Origin of the sequence: Marinihelvus fidelis, assembly GCF_008725655.1 — a bacterium.
Lineage (GTDB): Bacteria > Pseudomonadota > Gammaproteobacteria > Xanthomonadales > SZUA-36 > Marinihelvus > Marinihelvus fidelis.
Genome location: NZ_VYXP01000003.1, coordinates 207,751 through 226,120, shown reverse-complemented (window position 1 = coordinate 226,120; position 18,370 = coordinate 207,751). Strand labels below are relative to the sequence as shown.

Sequence of the window (18,370 nt, the reverse complement as noted above, 5' to 3'; positions counted from 1 at the left end):
ACTGCGAGTGCAAGCCTGAGATGAAGATCCTGGTCATTGGCGGCGCCGGCTACGTCGGTTCTCACGCCGTCCGCCACCTGGTGGGCGCCGGCCACGACGTGCTGGTCTACGACAATTTCTGCTACGGCCACCGGGGCGCGGTGCGCGGCGTGCCGGTCGTCGAGGGCGATATCCTCGACCAGCCGCTGCTGGAGCAGACCCTGCGCGAGCATGGTATTGAAGCCGTCATGCATTTTGCCGCGTTCACCTATGTCGGCGAGTCCGTCACAGACCCGGCGGCCTATTACCGCAACAACATTGTCGGCACGCTGTCGATCCTGGACGCCATGCGCGCGGTGGGGGTGGACCGCATCGTGTTCTCCAGCACCTGCGCGACCTACGGCGAGCCCGGCGTGGTGCCGATCACCGAGTCCGAGCCGCAGACGCCGATCAACCCGTACGGCTTCACCAAGCTGGCGATCGAGCGGGCGCTGGATGACTACGCGCACGCCTACGGCCTGCGGTTCGCGGCGTTGCGCTATTTCAATGCCAGCGGCGCTGCCGCCGAGGGGGATATCGGCGAGGACCACCAGCCGGAAACGCATTTGATCCCGATCGCATTGCAGGTGGCGCTGGGCCAGCGCGAGCACCTGTCGATTTTCGGTACTGATTACCCGACGCCGGACGGCACCTGCATCCGCGATTACATTCATGTGACCGACCTGGCCGAGGCGCACCTGGCCGCACTGGAAAAGCTGGCGGACGAGCCGGTGTTGAAGCTGAACCTGGGCACCGGTGTTGGCGTGTCGGTGAAGGGGATTATCGACGCCTGCCGGCAGGTGACCGGGCACGCGCTGCCGGTGATCGAGGTCGAGCGCCGCGAAGGCGACCCGCCCGAGCTGGTGGCCGACCCCAGCACTGCCGAGTCGATCCTGGGCTGGCGCGCGAAGCACCTGGATATCGCCGAGACGATCGCCTCGGCCTGGTGTTGGCACCGAGCGAATCCGAAGGGCTACGGCAGCTGAGCACCGGCGGCGCGATTGTCAGCACGGCCGCATGGGGACAGAATGGGGCAGCTCACAACAACAACGAATTGCCTTATGATTCACGCAACGACTGTCATCCTGCGCCGCGGCCTGCTGGCCGCCACATTGGCCACCGCGACATGCGCCACCGGCGCCCTGGCAGGAGACACGGGCGCCGCGACCGATGAGGACTGGGTCAGCATCTTCAACGGCGAGAACCTGGACGGCTGGACGCCAAAGATCCGCACCTTCGAGCCGGGTGTGAACTTTGCGGAAACCTTCCGGGTGGAAGACGGCGCGCTGACCGTGGCCTACGACGGTTACGAGCAGTTTGAGGACCGCTTCGGCCACATCTTTTACGAGCAGCCCTTCTCCTACTATCGCTTGCGGTTCGAATACCGTTTCTACGGCGACCAGGCGCCCGGCGGCGCGGACTGGGCCTGGCGCAATAGCGGCGCCATGCTGCACTCACAGGCACCCGAGTCGATGTCGGTCGAGCAGGACTTCCCGATTTCCGCCGAGTTCCAGTTCCTGGGCGGCCGCGGCGACGGCACGGACCGGGCCACTGGCAACCTGTGTACCCCCGGCACCCACGTGACCATCAACGGCAACTTCACCACGGACCACTGCATCACCTCGTCGTCGCCCACCTTCGACGGCGACCAGTGGGTCAGGGCCGAGGCCCTGGTGCTGGGCAGCGAGCGCATCGTCCACTACATCAACGGCAAGAGCGTGATGGAGTACACCTATATCGTCACCGAAGGTGGCGTGGCCGCCAATGACGCCCCCAGGCTGAAACCGGAAGGCTCGCCGCTGGGCGAGGGCTATGTCTCACTGCAAAGCGAGAGCGCCCCGGTTCAGTTCCGCAACATCGAGGTGCTGGTACTGGTGGGTTGCATGGACGAGAACGATCCGGCTTATCGCTCGTACTTCGTGAAAGACGACCCTGAAGCTTGCGAGGGGTGACGCGTTAGGGGTGACGGGTGAGTAGTGAGTAGTGAGTGGTAAGAAGTAGAAGCACCTCCATGAAAGGGCGCACCATCTTGCTCACTACTCACTACTCACTACTCACTACTCACTACTCACTACTCACTACTCACTACTCACTACTCACTACTCACTACTCACTACTCACTACTCAGGCGTGATCCGCCCAGGCCGGGTCGCCTTGCTCATACGGCGCACAGGGGTCATAGCGGCCCGGCGCTTCCACGTAGCGCAGCGCCTGGGTCATGCCCACTTCTGAAGTGAAGAAGCCCAGCAGGGTCAGTTCCTTCATCATCCGGAACCAGTGATGGGGCGCGTCCTTGCCCTTGTTCCAGCCGTGCTGCTGCTGTTCCTTGTCGAAACGGTTCAGCAGGGCGGTGCGGTCGGCGGCGTCCAGGGCTTCGAAGTCACTGCCGTAGTCCGCCTGGCTGGCCTGTTGCAGCGCGAGCATGCCGTTGCGGAACAGGGCGCGGTCGGTGGGGGAATAGGCGTCGGCGACCATGAATGCGATGAAGGCGCCGACGTTGGCATCCTTGGCGCCGGGGGTGTCGGTGCGTGGCAGGATGGTTTCGGCGACCTCGTCGAGCAGGGCGGTTTCAGCGGCCGTGAACGGCTTGCCTTTCGCGATGGCGGGTTCCTCTCCGTCGGCGTAGCCGGCGACACTGGCCAGCAGGCTGCTGCCGCCGACCAGGGTGCCGCCCAGGGCCAGTGATACGGCGCGCAGGGCTTCGCGGCGGGTGAGGCGTGACGCGTTACGCGTGACGCGAGACGGGGTGGTCGCTTTGTCGTGGTTGGTTTTTGGGTTGCTCATTGGTATTCGTTGGTCCCGGTCAGAGGTTGTTGCGCTTGAGCTCGGCCACGGCGTGGTCGGCGGCGCGGGCGGTCAGGGCCATGTAGGTCAGCGACGGGTTCTGGCAGCCGGCGGAAGTCATGCAGGCGCCGTCGGTGACGAACACGTTGGGCGCGTCCCAGACCTGGTTCCATTCGTTCAGCACCGAGGACTTAGGGTCGCGGCCCATGCGCGCGGTGCCCATTTCGTGGATGCCGGCGCCGGGGTGGAACTCGTTGTCGTAGGTGTGTACGTCTTTCGCGCCGGCCGCTTCCAGGATCTCGGCGAAATCATTGGCCATGTCCTTGCGCATGGCCAGTTCGTTCTCGCCCATGGCGGCGTCGAAGTTGATGACCGGGAAGCCCCACTTGTCGACCACGCCATGGTTCAGGCTGACACGGTTGGAGTGGTCGGGCAGGATCTCGCCGAAGCCGCTGGAGCCGATGCGCCACTCGCCCGGCTGCACCAGCGCGTCCTTGAACTCGGCGCCGACGCCCAGTTCGCGGATGCCGCGCTGCCAGCCCTGGCGGCTGGCGCTGCCCTGGTAGCCGAAACCACGCAGGTAGTCGCGCTTGTCGCCGAACAGGTTGCGGTAGCGGGGCACGTAGAAGCCGCCCGGGCGGCGGCCGAACAGGTCCTTGTCGTCGAAGCCGTCCATGCGGCCGCTGGCACCCACGCGCAGGTGGTGGTCCATCAGGTTGTGGCCCAGTTCGCCGCTGCTGCTGCCCAGGCCATCCGGCCAGACGTCGGTGGCGGAGCGCATCAGCAGCCAGGTGCTGTTCACGGCCGAGGCGCAGACAAACACGATGCGGGCCTTGAAGTCGATGGTCTCGCCCGTGACCGCGTCCAGGGCGCGCACGCCCGTGGCGCGTTTCGTGTCACGGTCGTAGGTGATCTCGTTGACGATCTGCCAGGTCAGCAGGGTCAGGTTGCCTGTGGCCACGGCGGCCGGCAGCGTGGACGACTGGGTGCTGAAATAGGCGCCATAGGGGCAGCCCAGCCAGCAGGCGTTGCGGAACTGGCAGGGCGCGCGCCCGGGCAGGGCCTGGGTCAGGTTGGCGGTGCGCGCGGGGATGATCTTGCGCTTGCCGCCGAACGCGCCGGCCAGGTTGCTGGCGGCTTTTTCCTCGACGCAGTTCAGCGGCATGGCCGGCTGGAACACGCTGTCCGGCAGCTGTGGCAGGTTTTCGTACGAGCCCTGGATGCCGGCGTGTTTTTCCACGTGGGCGTACCAGGGTTCCAGGTCGGCGTAGCGGATCGGCCAGTCGACGGCGATGCCGTCGCGGGCGTTGGCCTCGAAATCGTAATCGCTGAGCCGGTAGCTGTGCCGGCCCCACATCAGCGAGCGACCGCCCAGGTGGTAGCCGCGGAACCAGTCGAAGCGACGGGACTCGGTGTACGGCGATTCCCAGTCTTTCACCCACCAGTCCAGGTTCTTTTCGTTCAGCGGGTAGTCGCGTTTGAGCTTGGGATACAGCTGCTCCTGGGCCCAGGTTCGGCCGCCGCGGTGGGGGTAATCCCACGGCGCCTTGGTGGCGTTCTTGTAGTCCGTGACGTGCTCGACGTTCTTGCCGCGCTCTAGCAGCAGCACTTTCAGGCCTTTCTCGGTGAGTTCCTTGGCGGCCCAGCCGCCGCTGATGCCAGAGCCAACAACAATGGCATCATATACGTTATTATTCATAAATATAGAGCCTTTATATAAAGTGTTTTATTATTTAAGTCCGACATGTTTGAGTGCCGCCGCCGGCGGTGGATTCCATCGGTCCAGCGGTACATTGCCCACGTAGCCGACATCGTTCATGCCCTCGCGGGTGGTGTAGAAGGCCATGGCCGTGAGCATGCGTACACGGTCGAAGAACCAGGCGGCCTCCGCGTGTTCTGGCTTTGCCGCGGGTGGGTGGCAGATGTCATCGCAGATGGCGGTCTGCTGGGCCGGTTCGAGTTGCGCGAATTCGCCATCGAAACGCCGGGCGGACTCGGCCTCCAGCCAGGCCAGGCCGTTGCGGATTCTGTCCAGGTCGCCGGCCATGGTGTCGTAGGGCGCGCTCACCCATTCATCGATGAAGTCATGCGCGCCGATGGCGCTGGCCGCGGGTGATTTCTCATCGGCGGGGATGATGATGTCGCACAGTACTTCCAGCAGCAGCCGCTCGGCATCCGTCAGTTGCAGTTCCCAGGGGATGTTGGGGTTGATCAGGTCAGGGTCCGTGGCGGTCCCGGCGGGTCCACGCTTGATCCCCATGGTGGCGATACCGGGCGCCGACCAGAACACCGGCGCGGTGGCCGCGGCGGCGATCAGCTGCAGGACCCGGCGGCGGGCCAGGCGCGGGGCGCCAGTGGGTTTTTTCTGCGGGCCGCTCATGTAAACGCTCCCTGGTTCATCTGCTCGACGATGTAATCCGATGCGCGCCAGGCGATTGCCATGATGCTCAGCGTCGGGTTCTTGTCGGCGTTGGAAACGAAGCAGGCGCCGTCGGTGACGAACAGGTTCGGCACCTCGTGCGACTGGCAATACTGGTTCACCACCGATCGGTCCGGGTTGTCGCCCATGATCGCGCCGCCCACTTCGTGAATGATCTCGCCCGGCTTGGCGATGGCCTTGGCGCCGTCGTCATGAATCTCGGTGTGGACCTCGCCACCCATGCCCTCGATGATGTCGCGGAAAGTGTGCTGCATGTGGCGGCACTGGTTGGTCTCGTGCTCGGACCATTTCCAGTGGAACTTCAGTGTCGGAATGCCGTACTCGTCGACCGCGCCTGACGGGTCGATCTCGCAGTAGCAGTCCTCGTTGGGGATCATCTCACCACGGCCGCCGAAGCCGATGCCAGTGCCGTAGTGACGCCGGGCCTCTTCCTTGAAGCGCTGGCCGTAGGCGCCGCCGCTCTGGCCGCCCAGGCCGGCGAAGGTCCAGGCGCTGGGCATGCCGCGTCCGCCGCCGAATTCGATGTGATAGCCGCGGGCGAAATCCAGCTGGCCCTTTTCCTGCTGCTGGTAGCCCCACCACGGCATGTACAGATGCATGCCGCTGGCGCCGTCCTGGTTGTGCGGCGGCATGTTCTCAAGGGCGGGAATGCGGCCGCTGACCCAGGTGCCGACGGTGTCCATCAGGTACTTGCCGACCTTGCCGCTGCCGTTGCCGATGCCCTCGGGGAACAGCGTCGACTTCGAGTTCAGCATGATGCGTGCGGTCTCGCAGGCGCTGGCGGCAAGCACCACCAGCTTGGCGGAGACATGCTCGTCCTTGCGCGTGCGCTTGTCGATGTAGTGCACACCGGTCGCCTTGCCCGTCGCATCCGTGGTCACCTCGCGCACCATGGCGTCGGTGCGGATGGTCAGGTTACCGGTGGCCAGTGCCGGCGGCAGCAGCACCGTGGTGGACTGGAAGTTGGCCTTGATGGAGCAGCCGCGACCGCAGGGCGTGGCCCAGAAGCAGGCGGCGCGCTCCATCATCGACTGCCGCAGCACTTTCTGCGCCAGTGGATTACCGGGGAACAGTTCCTTCGGCCATTTCTCGTAGTCCTGCTTCTCGGTCAGGATGGCCAGGTGCGAGGCGATGGTTGGGATGTTCAGCTCATCCTGGCAGACCTTCTGCGCCATCAATTCGTGCACGCGCGGTGCAGGTGGTGGCTGCAGCACACCTGGAGAGGAGTTAGGGGTGTTCTCCAGGCCGTCGTTGGAGCCGAATACGCCGATCAGCGCCTCGGTCTTGTCATACCACGGCGCCATGTCCTCGTAGGTCATCGGCCAGTCGAAACCCAGGCCGTCGCGCGAGTAGGGCTTGTAGTCATACGGGCCCATGCGCAACGAGATGCGGCCCCAGTGGTTGGTGCGCCCGCCCAGCATGCGCGCGCGCCACCACATGAATTCGTCGTCGGCGTCATCAGAGGTGGTGTACGGCTCGCCCGGCACGGTCCAGCCGCCGTCGACGGTAGCGTCGAAGAAGCCGAAGGGTTTGTCTGGCGTGGAGATGCCACGCAGCGGCGCATCGGAGGGCAGCTGGAACATCGGCGTTTCGGTGACCGGGTCGTAGTCGCGGCCGGCTTCCAGCATCAGCACCTTCACACCGTGCACGGCCAGGATGAAGGCGGTCATGCCGCCGGCGGCGCCGGAGCCGACCACGATCACGTCATAGTCGTCTTTCATTCGAACTCCCGGATCTTGATGTTGCGGAACCACACCGGGTCGCCGTGATCCTGCAGGCCGATATGGCCGCGCTCCGCCTGGCCGTAGTATTCCCAGTCGGCGAACTTGGACGCATCCACGGCCGCCTGCCATTCGTCGGAGCCCAGCTGGTACTCGACGATCTTCTCGCCGTTCAGCCAGTGGGTGACCTGGCCATCGTCGATACGGATGCGCGCGGTGTTCCACTCGCCGGCGGGTTTGGCCACGCCGCGTGGGGCGGGGTAGAGCGCGTAGGCCGAGCCCGCGGAGGTCAGTGGGTCGCCGCCGTCGCGATGGTTGGCGTCGTCCAGCACCTGCATTTCCGGCGCGCCCCAGTAAATGGCGTCATGGCCGGGGGTGACCAGGTAGAAGATGCCGCTGTTGCCGCCCTCGGCGACCTTCCAGTCCAGCGACAGCTCGTAGTTCTCGTAGGCGTCCTCGGTGATCAGGTCCTGGCCGCTGCCGTTACCGCCTTCGCCGGGGAAGTGCAGGGTGCCATCGTCGATGGTCCAGTCCTTCGGCGGCGTGTCGGGGTGGTAACCGGTCCAGCCACCCAGGTCCTGGCCGTTGAACAGCAGAGACCAGCCGCTGCGTTCCTCGGCCTCGGACAGGCGGTTGTGGATGGTGTCTTCGGCGAGGGCACCGGTGGTGGTGGCGAGCAGGGCCGCCACGGAAAGGGTTCTCAGTGGTGAGCTGGGCATGTGTTTTATCGAGCCTGGTCGCGATTCTCCGTCGCGGAAGCCCGAGTATAGACTAACGTTTCGGCGTGGGTCACGGCCGTGTTAAACGTTTTAGTCAAAAAGGCGTGACCCCGGTCGGAGTCACGCCGGTGTGGCTATTTCTTCACCCAGCGGCCGCTGGCGTCCATGACGTAGTGACCGCGCTGGGTCTTGTCGATGGCGGTCATGCCGCCCACCTTTTCGACCTCGGCCAGCGGTGCGCCCTGTTGCTTGGCGATGCGCTGGTAATTGGCGCGGCGCTTGGCATTGACGTCCTGCACCAGGGCGCGGACATCGGATGATGCGCCGGAATCCACCAGCCCGAGATAACCGTCAGGCTTCTCGCCCACCAGCCCCTCGGACTTGGCCTGTCCCAGGTCCATGGCGAACACGGTGCCGGTCAACACCAGGGTTAGCAATGCGGCCCTGGCGGCGAATTTCAGGGATTTCGTCAGGGTTTTCATCAGAACAGGTCCTCGTCTTCGAACATTTCCTCCACTTCCTTCTCAACCTTGACCAGGATCTCGTGGCGGATGTTGACGTTCATGTTGATCTCGATGGGCTTGTCCGGCGCCTCCACCTTGACGGTGGGGTTGCAGGCGATGAGCCCGGCGGCCGTGATGACGACCAGCATTGTCAAAAGCTTTCGTGGCATGTGCGTTGTTCCTTAGCGCTTGGCCTGGGCCCTATTGGGCCATATCGAAGCTGAATCGTTCCTGAATCAGGGCAGGGGCTCACTGGATTCGCGCAGGCGCTCCAGCAGGGCTTCTTCGAAACTGCCGGTCAGGAAAAGGCTCTTGAAGACCGCCGGCATTTCCCCCCCGAGATTCAGGCCGAACTTGACCGGGTGCCCGCCATAGAGGTCGGGATTGCGGCCAAGCAAATCCATCTTAACAGCATACGGTCCGGCCGGGTCGTAGTCGATCGTTCCGCTAAAACTGTCGAAGTGGAAATTCTCCAGCGCCTGCAGGCCAATGTTCGTGGCCGGCGCACCGGCGGTGTAAGCGATACGGCCGGGGCCGGTGGCCGTGAACGCCCCGCCCGTGACGGCAATGCCATCACCGCTCTGGCTGACCGGGATCACGGCATCCAGCGTGCCACTGCCGTCCAGCCCATTGACGTCCATGAAGCGCAGCAGGGTGTTCATGTCGAAGCCCTGCCAGTCCACCGTTGCCGGCGCCAGCGCGCCGTCGACCCAGCCGGCCTCGGCAATGGCGAGTTGGCCGCCGAACAGCGTGCCGCTGATGCCGTTGGCCAGCAGGTCGCCGTTGTCGGCCAGGATCACATCCAGTGCCAGGTTATCCAGGTCGAGTCCCGCGGCCAGTGTGAGCCGCAGCGCGGTGACTTCGCCGCCGCCACCAATGGTCTCACCCAGCACCAGGTGGAGGTTAGCGGCCAGGTCGTGGACCGTGCTCTCGGCGAAGCCGGCCTCGATGCCGGTCGCCACCGCGTCGACCTCACCGGCCAGGCCTTCGGCCAGGCGCAGTTGCCCGTCCAGGCGGATGTCGCCGCTGTTGATGTACACGCCCTCCGGCCAGGCGACGCCGAACACGCCTGCCAGTCGGCCCAGTTCCATGGCCGGCAACGGCGCGTCGCTGAGCGTGGCCGTTGTAATGCCGCTGTCCAGGTCGGCGCGGTAGGAAAACGGAATGGCGACGAACGAGCCGGCGCGGAACGTGCCTTCGCCGGTGACCGGGCCATTGGCCGGCAGTTGCGCCGTCGCGTCGATGTCGAAGCCGCTCATCACGCTGCCGTCATCCGCGGTCATGGACAGGCCCGAAGTCGACACGCGGGCCTGCCCGCTCAGCGCGTCGAGATCCAGCTCGCGCCAGTCCAGTTGTACCTGGCCGCTGGCCAGTCCGAAGTCAGGCAGGGCCAGGCCGTCGACCTGGCCGTTGCCGGTGGTGATGATGGGGGTGGTGCCAGTGGCAGGGCCGGCATGGGCGCCGGCGACCAGGTCGAAGGCCCAGGCGCCGCCGTTCACCGACAGGCCCTCGCCCCCGGTGGGTGAGAAGCGCACCGATTCTCCCGATGCCGGGCCCTCGAAGCGCCAGCCGCCGGCGCCGAAGTCCAGCGCGCCACCGGCCTGCACACCGGCCGCGGCGATCGCCTGTCCCTGGGCCTCCGGGGCCAGGCTGGCGGAGGCCAGCGTCACGTCAACGGTGTCCAGGTGCAGTTGTTCCAGCGCGTTTTCGCGGACCTGCAGGGTGCCGCGGCCGCTGATGTCGACGCCGCCCAGGGTCAGCCCGGCCTCGTCCAGCGCCAGCGTGACCGGGCCCGGTGTACGCAGGGCCAGTCGCAGCGGCGCGTCGAAAGACAGGGGCGCGAGCGGCGCCAGTCCGGCCAGGTCAAGGCGAAGCGGCTCGAACCCGGCAACGAAGCCGGTGTCATCGCCCGCGGCCAGGCGCAGGTCGACGGGGCCGACGATGCGTGTGGGCCAGGGACGCTCGGCGCCCACGGTGATCTCGGTGCTGGCGCCCAGCCAGGCACCGGCCGCGGAAATTTCTCCGCCCGGGACCGGCAGGGTCAGCGCCAGCGACGCCAGCACGCTGCCGATATGTGGTGGCCACTGGTCCGCCGCGCCGGTCAGGGTCATCGTGGCATCCTCTTGCAGGCGGATGACATAGGCCGGGGCTTCCCATCGAACGCGCAGGTCGGCGGTCGTGGTGACGCGGTGTTCGCCGGTATCCAGCGTGACGGCGCGCAGCGCCAGGTCGATGGTCTCGGCCTGCTGCGGCACCGGGCCGGCAAACCCGATGTCCAAGCCCAGTTCGCCACTCGCCGTGGCACGACGCCACTCATCGGGCAGTTGCTGACCGAGCCAGTCGGGGTCTATGGCGGCCAAAGGCAGTTCAGCCGTTAGCCGTGTTTGCAGTTCACCGTCCTGCCGTTGCTGGAGCAGCGAGAGAAAGCCTGCCATTTCCCCGCGTTCGTTCGCGAAGTCGTTGTTGCCCGGCCCAACCGGGTCCAGCGACAGCGTGGCCTCGAAGCGTTCGGGCGTGGCCCGGACGGCCAGGTGCCCGGGCCGGTTCACGAACGGCAACTCGGGAAAGTCGCTGTCGAAATCCAGCGTGTTGTTGTCCTCGGGGTCGAGCACCAGCTCATCCAGCACGAAAGTCTCACCGTTAGGGGACAGCCCGGTCACGACCAGCCGGCCGATGCGCAGGTCGGGCAGGTTGCCGGGCAGCACCAGCCGGGGAATGGCGATATCACGCAGGCTGCCCAGGCCGGGGCCGCCCGTGGCCGCGGCAACGCCGGCCAGGCCGGTGCGCGAAAGGTCGATGTCGACACGATCGGCCTGGTAGCCGTCTCCGCGCCAGGCCATGCGCGCGCCCTCGACCTGGACGCCGACCGGCAGGCCGATGACTGCCACGTCGGCCCGCGCCGAGTGTACGGTGATGCCGTGCCAGCCGGGGCGACCGATGTCGAGCTCGTGCAGCTGCCAGCCGTCCGGCAGGAAGGGCCGCGCGGCCAGCGGCGCCCACAGCGGAAAGGTCAGCCAGCCAATGGCCGGCAGCAGCAAAAGGGTCAGTAACGCGACGCGCAGGTAACGGATGTGGAACACCTCGAATCCGGGTCGAAAGGCACGGGGCGGACACCCCGTACCAGTTTAACAGGCCGACCGTTGCCGTCTACGCCCCTGTACGCTCAGGTGCGGTTGTCGTCGACTGGCTTGCGCTGCACCTTCATTTCGCTGCCATCGTAGTCGACGGTGGTGGCGATGCCGGCATCGAAATCGTCTGCGCCGTCACGTGGGCCGCTGATGAAACGCACGCTGATCTCGCGCTGCTCCGCCATCTCCGGGAAGCCGCCTTCGCGCATGCCGATGGTCAGCGTACCGGTAGCGTCGTTCCAGCTGAGCGGAATGCGGGACCATTCACCGTTCTCGTAGTCGTAGCTCAGGCCGTCGTCTTCGTACAACGCGAATTCGCCGTCGGCCCCGGTGTAGACGGTGAGGGTCAGCGGCGCATTGAGCATTTCGGCGCTGTGGGTGATGGCCGGTCCCGTGGGCACGATGCTGCCGGCGCGCACGAACAGCGGCATGGTCGACAGCGGTGCCGCGGCCGTCACGGTACGGCCGCCACCGTGGCGCTGGCCACTGCGGAAGTCGTACCAGTCCGCGCCCGCGGGCAGGTAGACGTCGCGGGCGCTGACGCCCGGCTCGATGACCGGCGCGACCAGGAAGGCCGGGCCAAACAGGTACTGGTCGGTCAGTCGTCGCGCGGTCATGTCGTCCGGGAAGTCCATGGCCAGGCCGCGCATGAGCGTGCCGCTTTCGTGGTACATGTCGCCGGCCTGCGAGTAGATGTACGGCATCAGTCGGTAACGCAGGCGCAGGTGCGCGGCCATGCTCTCGTAGGCGACGGAGCCTTCCGGCGCGATGTTGTAGATTTCGCGGTAAGGGTTCTGGCCGTGCGAGCGGAACAGCGGCACGAAGGCGCCGAACTGGAACCAGCGGGTGTTCAGTTCCTGCCACTCGGCGACCTGGTCGGCCGGGATCTGCGTGTACGGGCCGGTGGCGCCGTTCTCGCCATAGCGGAAGCGGTCCTCGGGCGTGAACCCGCCGATGTCGAAGGTCCAGTTGGGAACGCCCGACAGGCCCACGCTGATACCGGCGGCGACCTGCTCGGCCATGTTCGACCAGCGCGAGACGATGTCGCCGCTCCAGATGGCGGACGCCGTGCGCTGGATGCCGCCGAAGCCCGAGCGCGTCAGGATGAAAACGCGGGTATCCGGCGAGGCGGCGCGGTCACCCTGGTAGACGGCCTCGGCGTGCGGCACCGCGTAGCTGTTGAACTGCTCGGCGCCGGTGCCCAGGTAATTCGGGCTCGTGTTCCATTTGCGCGTCTGGTAGCCCAGGTTGGAGTGAATGTCCGGCTCCACCGCGTCCAGCCACCAGGCGTCGAAGCCCAGCACGTTCAGGTTTTCGTCCATCTGCCGCCAGTACATGTCGCGTCCGGCCGGGTCCCAGGCATCGTAGAAGGCGTTCAGGTAGCCGGCGCCGATCCAGTCCAGGTTGCCCATCTCAATATTGCGTGTGAGCATGTGGCCGCCGGCGTCCAGCTCCTTGTAGTTGTCGGTGGTGGGGTAGAACTTGGGCCATACCGAGATCATGATGCGCGCGTCCATGGCGTGCACTTCGTCCACCATGGCTTTCGGGTCGGGGAAGAACTCCGGGTCGAAATCGTGGCTGCCCCAGGCGTCCACCGGCCAGTACGACCAGTCCAGCACGATGTTGTCGATGGGCAAGTCGCGGTCGCGGTAGCCGGCCAGCGCGTCCAGCAGTTCGTCTTGCGACTTGTAACGCTCGCGCGACTGCCAAAAGCCGTAGGCCCAGCGCGGCAGCATCACCGCGGCGCCGGTCAGGTGGCGGTAACCACCCACCAGGGCGTCGATGTCATCGCCGGCGACCACGTAGTAGTCGATGGCGCGGCCGGTGTCGGAGGCGAACGACAGCTGGCCGAGTTCGTCGGCGGGCGCCGGCGGGTGCGCCAGCAGGCGCATGTAGCCGCCCTGGGTGGTCCAGTCCAGGCGGATGGTTTTCGGCTCGCCCGGCTCCAGCGCCACGGTGGTCGAGTGATACCAGGGGTTCCAGTTCATGCGCCAGCGGTCGAGCACGGACTGGCCATCGATGGCCAGGTTGGCGTAGCCGCTGGAGTACATCAGCAGTTCGTAGCGGCCGCCGGTGGGGCTGCTGATGCTGCCTTCCCATTCCACGCGCAGGTTTTCCGCGTCCGCGGTTTCCGCGGGCATGGGGTGTTCCAGCTCGCTGCCGCGGGCCAGGAACTGGTAGTTCATGTCGGTCTCGACGCGCTCCAGCAGCAGCGTGTCGCCGTCGTAGTAGCGCGCGGTCAGGCCACCGGGGTTGCCGTCAGCGTCGCGCAGCTCGAAATGCTCGGCCAGCGGCGCGGCTTCCTCGGGCCGGCCGAAGAAGGTCTCGGCGTTGTTGTCCCAGAGTATGCCCCAGCCACCGGTGGAGACCAGGTACGGCACGGTGATGATCATGTTGTGCGTGGTCAGGCGCACGTTCTCGCCCTTCAGGTCGACCTGGCCGCCCTGGTGCTGGCCCAGGCCGTACCAGGAATCGCCACCGGCGCTGGTGAAGGCCTGGCGCAGCGCGTGGAAGCCGTCGCGGGCCGGTTCCGGGTCGCGGGTGACCGGGGCAAACTCGCCACCGTTGACGCCGGCGAGCAGGGGCTCACCGTCTGCATCGAAAAACGCCACGGCGCCATCGGTCAGCGACACCGTTGCCGTTATGGACGCCGTGCCCAGGCTGACGGTGCCGTTGGACTCGGTGATCTCGAATTCAACCTCTGCAGGTGATGACACCACCATGATGCTGTCGGCCGGGTCGACGGTGTCGCCGGGCGCGGCGCTGACGCGGACGATGTCATCGCGCATGACCTGCAGGCGCACGGTACCGGCCTGGGCCGTGGCGGGATGGACGGTGATGCCGTGGTCACCACGGGACCATGTGCCGGTGACCATGGCCTGTTCGGGTGCCGGCGAACTGCAGGCGGAGACCAGCGTGGCGAGACCGGCCAGGGCGAGTGAGCGGGCCGGGACAGCGGGGCGAGCGTTGTTATTGTTCATGCGGTGTTAAACGTTTTTATTGAGCCAGTGCTGATTCTGTCCGCAATGGCTCCGCGGTGCAAACGCCGGGTGCGTTACCGGGGTGTTTTCAGGGCTGTACGCTGGCCTGGAAAGGTGCTGCCGGAAGGCCCTCGGTGTTGTACAGGTTGGCGCGCACCGGGTTGTCGGCCCAAGCGTAGCGCACCCGGGCAGGTTGCTCGACCGCGGCGCTGGATACGATCACGGCATTGCCCTCGATACGGGCATCGGCCCAGTGGAACGGGCCTTCGGGGCCAGCGAGCTGGAACCCGCCGGGGGTGGTGGAGATTCGGTCCGCCGTTGTGCCGTCATTGCCACGGTCGAGGTCGGCGTAGAGGCCGCCGCTGACATTGGCAAAGGTCAGTACCAGTTCATGGCCACGCGCGCTGATGTTCCCCAGGGTCGGGCCTGAAGCCAACAGCGAGTCTTCGCCGTAGGCGATCTTCCGCGCCTGTAACGCCAGGCGTTCACCGACGGTGCGCTTGTTGACGGGGTGGATGTCGTTCCATTCGCCGACATCGATGGCGACGGCCATGCCGGTGCGGGGCAGCGCCAGGGCGCCGGCCTGGGCATCGCGGGTCTCGGCCCAGTCACTGTCGCCGGGCTCATCGGCCGGGGGCAGGAAGTTGGCCAGCTGCACGAACAGGAAGGGCAGGTCGGGCTGGCCAAAATAGCGCCGCCAGGCCGTGATCATGAAGGGGAACAGCTCGGCATACTCGGCCGGGTCTTTCACGTTGGACTCACCCTGGTACCAGGTGACGCCTTTCAGTGTCAGCGGCGTGAGCGGCGCCAGCATGGCGTTGTAGTAGGCCAGCGGCAGGCTCCACTCCTGGAAGGCCGGCCCTGCGAGCGGCTCGGCCGCGGCGCCCAGGCGCAGCTTCCAGTCACCGGACAGGTCGATCGCCTGGCCCGCAACCTCCAGGCGGTACGGCTTGTCGGCGACAAACTCACCGCGCCCGGCACTGTTGATGATGCGGATGGTAATGACATTCTCGCCCTCGCGCAGCACGCCGGCGGGCACCTCGTAGCGACGTTGCGGGTACTGGTAGGTGGTCTGGCCAACGGCAACACCGTTCACCCAGGCGGTGTCGGCGTCCACGATGCGGCCCAGCCTGAGCAATGCGGGCTGCCCTGCTGACGCCGCGGGCAGGTCGATATGACGGCGTAACCAGACGGCGCCGTTGACCGGGCCGGTGCTACTGTCGCCCCAGTCGCCGGGCACGGTCATGGCCTCCCAGTCGCTGTCCTCAACGGCCGGGTCGGACCAGGGCGGAGTGGCGGAAAGGCCGCGGTCGGCCGCGTCCAGCGCCGTGTACCAGGCGTCGTTTCGGGCGCGGTCCTGCTCCCGCAGGGCCTGCAGGGCGTCAGCATCCTGGTAGGCCTGCGCCTGCGCCAGGTAGTGCGGCCAGCGCGCCAGGTCAGCCTCGTTGAGCCAGCCCTCGGCCGGTGACCCGCCAAACGTGGTGTTGACGATGCCGATGGGCACGTCGTAACGGGCGTGGATGTCGCGGGCGAAGAAGAACGCGACGGCGGAAAAATCCGCGACCGTGTCCGGGCTGGCGGCCACCCAGGCCGCGCCGTCGATATCGTCACGCGGGCCCTGGAAGTCCCAGGTCTTTGGCACCTTGAACTGGCGGATCAACGGCAGCGAAGCCGCCGCGATATCTTCGGCGTAGACATCGACCAGCCGCGACAGCGGGTACTCCATGTTGGACTGGCCGGATGCGATCCAGACGTCGCCGAACCAGGCGTCCTCGCGCTCGATGGTGTTGTTGCCGCTAAAGGTCAGTTTGTGCGGGCCGCCGGCGGGGCGGGCAGGGGCCTTCACGCGCCATTGCCCATTCGCCGCCGTGGCCTGGGCCCAGGGCTCGCCGTCCAGCGAAATGGAGACCACTTCGCCGTCATCGGCCCAGCCCCACAGGGTGACCTCGGCATCGCGTTGCAGCACCATGCCGTCGCCAAGCACCGTGGGCAGGCGGATATCGGCCGCCAGGCCCAGCGGCCATGCGGCGAGGGCCAGCCAGGCCAGCCGGGGGAGGTGTCGTAAGGTTCGGGTCAGTGTCATGTCTGCTGTCCTTCGAGCCGGGCGATGATGGCGTCGACATCGTACACGCAGCCGCCCCAGGTGCCGCCGCTGGCGGCCTGCAGGGCGGCCCACAGCCGGGTGTCATCGGGCAGGCCGTCGGCGGGTGCCAGGTCGGGGTGGGGTGCGCGGTGTGTGAGCTCGCGTGTCCCCCAATCGGCATCGTGGACCCCGTCGCCGTCGCCAACGAGGTTGACCCGGCCGCTCATGTCGGCGAGATCCAGGTGAATCTCGACCTGGTCGCCATCGCGCAGCCGACCCAGCGGTCCGCCGGCCAGCGCTTCCGGCCCGATGTGGCCGATGCAGGCGCCGGTGGACACGCCGGAAAAGCGCGCGTCGGTCAGCAGGGTGACCGTGTTGCCCCAGGGCAGGTGCTTCAGTGCGGAGGTGAGCTGGTAGGTTTCTTCCATGCCGGTGCCCAACGGGCCGCAACCGGCCAGCACCAGTACGTCGCCGGCCTGCAGCGGGTTCTCAGACTGGCCCTTGATCGCCGCCATCGCAGCTTTCTCATCCGTGAACACCCGCGCCGGGCCCAGGTGGTGATAGACGCCGTCGCGCAGCCTGGATGGCGCTATGGACGTGGCCTTGACCACCGCGCCCTCGGGCGCGAGGTTGCCGGTGGGAAAGGCCAGCGTGCCCGAAAGACCGGCATCGCGCGCCGCCGCCGGCGGCATGATGACGCTGTCGGGGTCGACGCCGTCGGCATCGGCCAGCCGTTGTCGCAACGCACGTCGTCGTTCCGAGCCGGCCCACTGGTCGAGGGCCTCACCCAGCGTGACGCCGGCGGCGGTCAGCGTGCCGGTTTCCAGCAGGCCCAGGTCGCGCAGGTGCAGCATGACTTCCGGGACGCCACCGGCCAGGAACACGCGCACGGTGGGGTGATGCACCGGCCCGTTGGGCAGCACGCTGACCAGTCGCGGCGTAACGCGGCTGACGTCGATCCAGTCGTGGACCGAGGGGCGGGCCAGGCCGGCCGCGTGCGCAATGGCCGGCAGGTGCAGCAACAGGTTGGTCGACCCGCCGAAGGCCGCGTGCACGGTCATCGCATTACGGATGTCGGCATCGGTCAGCAGGTCGCGGCCGCGGATGCCGGCGGCGGCCTGCGCCACCAGCGCACGGGCGGAGCGTCGCGCCATGTCGGTCCAGATGGGCTGGCCGGAGGGCGCCAGCGCCGTGTGCGGCAGTGATAGTCCCAGCGCCTCGCCTACCACCTGTGCCGTGGCGGCCGTGCCCAGGAACTGGCAGCCGCCGCCGGGCGTGGCGCAGGCCCGGCAGCCCAGGTCGGCCGCGTCCTGCAGGCTCAGCAGGCCGTGGGCATAGCGCGCGCCGATGGTCTGCACCGCGCCGGCGTCTTCGCCGCGCGACGGCGGCAGCGTGACACCGCCGGGAACCAGGATGACCGGCAGGTCGCGCTGCGCCGCCAGTGTCATCATCATCGCCGGCAGGCCCTTGTCGCAGGTGGCAATGCCCATCACCCCGCTGCGTGTGGGCAAGGAGCGCACCAGTCGTCGCATGACCGTGGCGGCGTCGTTGCGGTAGGGCAGGCTGTCGAACATGCCGGCCGTGCCCTGGGTGCGTCCGTCGCAGGGGTCGGAACAGTAGCCGGCGAAGGGAATGCCACCGTGTTCGCGGATTGAGCGGGCTGCCGCGTCGACCAACAGGCCGATCTCCCAGTGTCCGGTGTGATAGCCCAACGCAACCGGTGTGCCGTCCGGCGCGCGCAGTCCGCCCTGGGTACTCAGCAGCAGGTACTCATCACGCCCCAGCTGTGCAGGGCTCCAGCCCATCGCGGCGTCCTGGGTCCAGCCGAACAGGTCACCGCTGGGCCGCTCGCGCAGCATCGTGTCGGTCAGGGGCAGGGCGCCGGCAGGGCCGGGTGAATGGGTCCGGACCGCGTAGATGTCAGGGTCGTCGTTGTCGAAAAGGTGAGAGATGGCTTGACCTCGTGAATCGTTATGGCGCAGTGTACGTGAAA

The 18,370-nt window shown here is 66.9% G+C and carries 13 protein-coding genes; 2 read left to right on the top strand and 11 right to left on the bottom strand.

Going from position 1 to position 18,370, the window contains the following annotated elements; genetic code table 11:
- Positions 1-20: 20 nt before the first annotated feature.
- The gene (galE, locus tag F3N42_RS05400) at positions 21-1,004 is read left to right on the top strand and encodes a UDP-glucose 4-epimerase GalE (RefSeq protein WP_150863364.1); all 984 of its coding nucleotides are present in this window, start codon (positions 21-23) and stop codon (positions 1,002-1,004) included.
- Between the two features lie 75 nt (positions 1,005-1,079).
- On the top strand, positions 1,080-1,970 hold the full coding sequence (locus F3N42_RS05395; protein ID WP_150863363.1) for a 3-keto-disaccharide hydrolase: 891 nt from the start codon (positions 1,080-1,082) through the stop codon (positions 1,968-1,970).
- A 172-nt stretch (positions 1,971-2,142) separates the two neighbouring features.
- Here F3N42_RS05395 and F3N42_RS05390 read toward each other — a convergent pair whose 3' ends face one another.
- From F3N42_RS05390 to F3N42_RS05340, 11 genes are all read right to left on the bottom strand, one after another.
- Positions 2,143-2,802, bottom strand: coding sequence for a gluconate 2-dehydrogenase subunit 3 family protein (locus tag F3N42_RS05390; protein ID WP_150863362.1), 660 nt, complete (start codon positions 2,800-2,802; stop codon positions 2,143-2,145).
- A gap of 19 nt (positions 2,803-2,821) precedes the next feature.
- Entirely contained in the window at positions 2,822-4,501 is a 1,680-nt protein-coding gene (locus F3N42_RS05385; protein WP_150863361.1) for a GMC family oxidoreductase, read from the bottom strand.
- 30 nt (positions 4,502-4,531) lie between these two features.
- A complete protein-coding gene (locus tag F3N42_RS05380; protein WP_150863360.1) occupies positions 4,532-5,182 on the bottom strand; it encodes a gluconate 2-dehydrogenase subunit 3 family protein in 651 nt (216 codons plus the stop codon).
- Positions 5,179-6,963 carry a GMC family oxidoreductase gene (locus F3N42_RS05375; protein ID WP_150863359.1) on the bottom strand — a complete coding sequence of 595 codons (1,785 nt, stop codon included), beginning with the start codon at positions 6,961-6,963 and terminating at the stop codon, positions 5,179-5,181. The genes F3N42_RS05380 and F3N42_RS05375 overlap by 4 nt, the downstream gene beginning before the upstream one ends.
- On the bottom strand, positions 6,960-7,682 hold the full coding sequence (locus F3N42_RS05370) for a 3-keto-disaccharide hydrolase (RefSeq protein WP_150863358.1): 723 nt from the start codon (positions 7,680-7,682) through the stop codon (positions 6,960-6,962). The genes F3N42_RS05375 and F3N42_RS05370 overlap by 4 nt, the downstream gene beginning before the upstream one ends.
- A gap of 134 nt (positions 7,683-7,816) precedes the next feature.
- On the bottom strand, positions 7,817-8,164 hold the full coding sequence (locus F3N42_RS05365) for a YdbL family protein (RefSeq protein ID WP_150863357.1): 348 nt from the start codon (positions 8,162-8,164) through the stop codon (positions 7,817-7,819).
- Complete coding sequence (locus F3N42_RS05360) at positions 8,164-8,355, bottom strand: YnbE family lipoprotein (protein WP_150863356.1); 192 nt, start codon at positions 8,353-8,355, stop codon at positions 8,164-8,166. The genes F3N42_RS05365 and F3N42_RS05360 overlap by 1 nt, the downstream gene beginning before the upstream one ends.
- Before the next feature lie 66 nt (positions 8,356-8,421).
- Positions 8,422-11,265, bottom strand: a complete 2,844-nt coding sequence (locus tag F3N42_RS05355; protein WP_150863355.1) for an intermembrane phospholipid transport protein YdbH family protein — start codon at positions 11,263-11,265, stop codon at positions 8,422-8,424.
- 83 nt (positions 11,266-11,348) lie between these two features.
- The gene (locus F3N42_RS05350) at positions 11,349-14,294 is read right to left on the bottom strand and encodes a TIM-barrel domain-containing protein (RefSeq protein ID WP_150863354.1); all 2,946 of its coding nucleotides are present in this window, start codon (positions 14,292-14,294) and stop codon (positions 11,349-11,351) included.
- Between the two features lie 88 nt (positions 14,295-14,382).
- A complete protein-coding gene (locus tag F3N42_RS05345) occupies positions 14,383-16,377 on the bottom strand; it encodes a sialate O-acetylesterase (protein WP_150863353.1) in 1,995 nt (664 codons plus the stop codon).
- The gene (locus tag F3N42_RS05340) at positions 16,374-18,329 is read right to left on the bottom strand and encodes a YjhG/YagF family D-xylonate dehydratase (RefSeq protein WP_191621265.1); all 1,956 of its coding nucleotides are present in this window, start codon (positions 18,327-18,329) and stop codon (positions 16,374-16,376) included. The genes F3N42_RS05345 and F3N42_RS05340 overlap by 4 nt, the downstream gene beginning before the upstream one ends.
- Positions 18,330-18,370 lie beyond the last annotated feature (41 nt).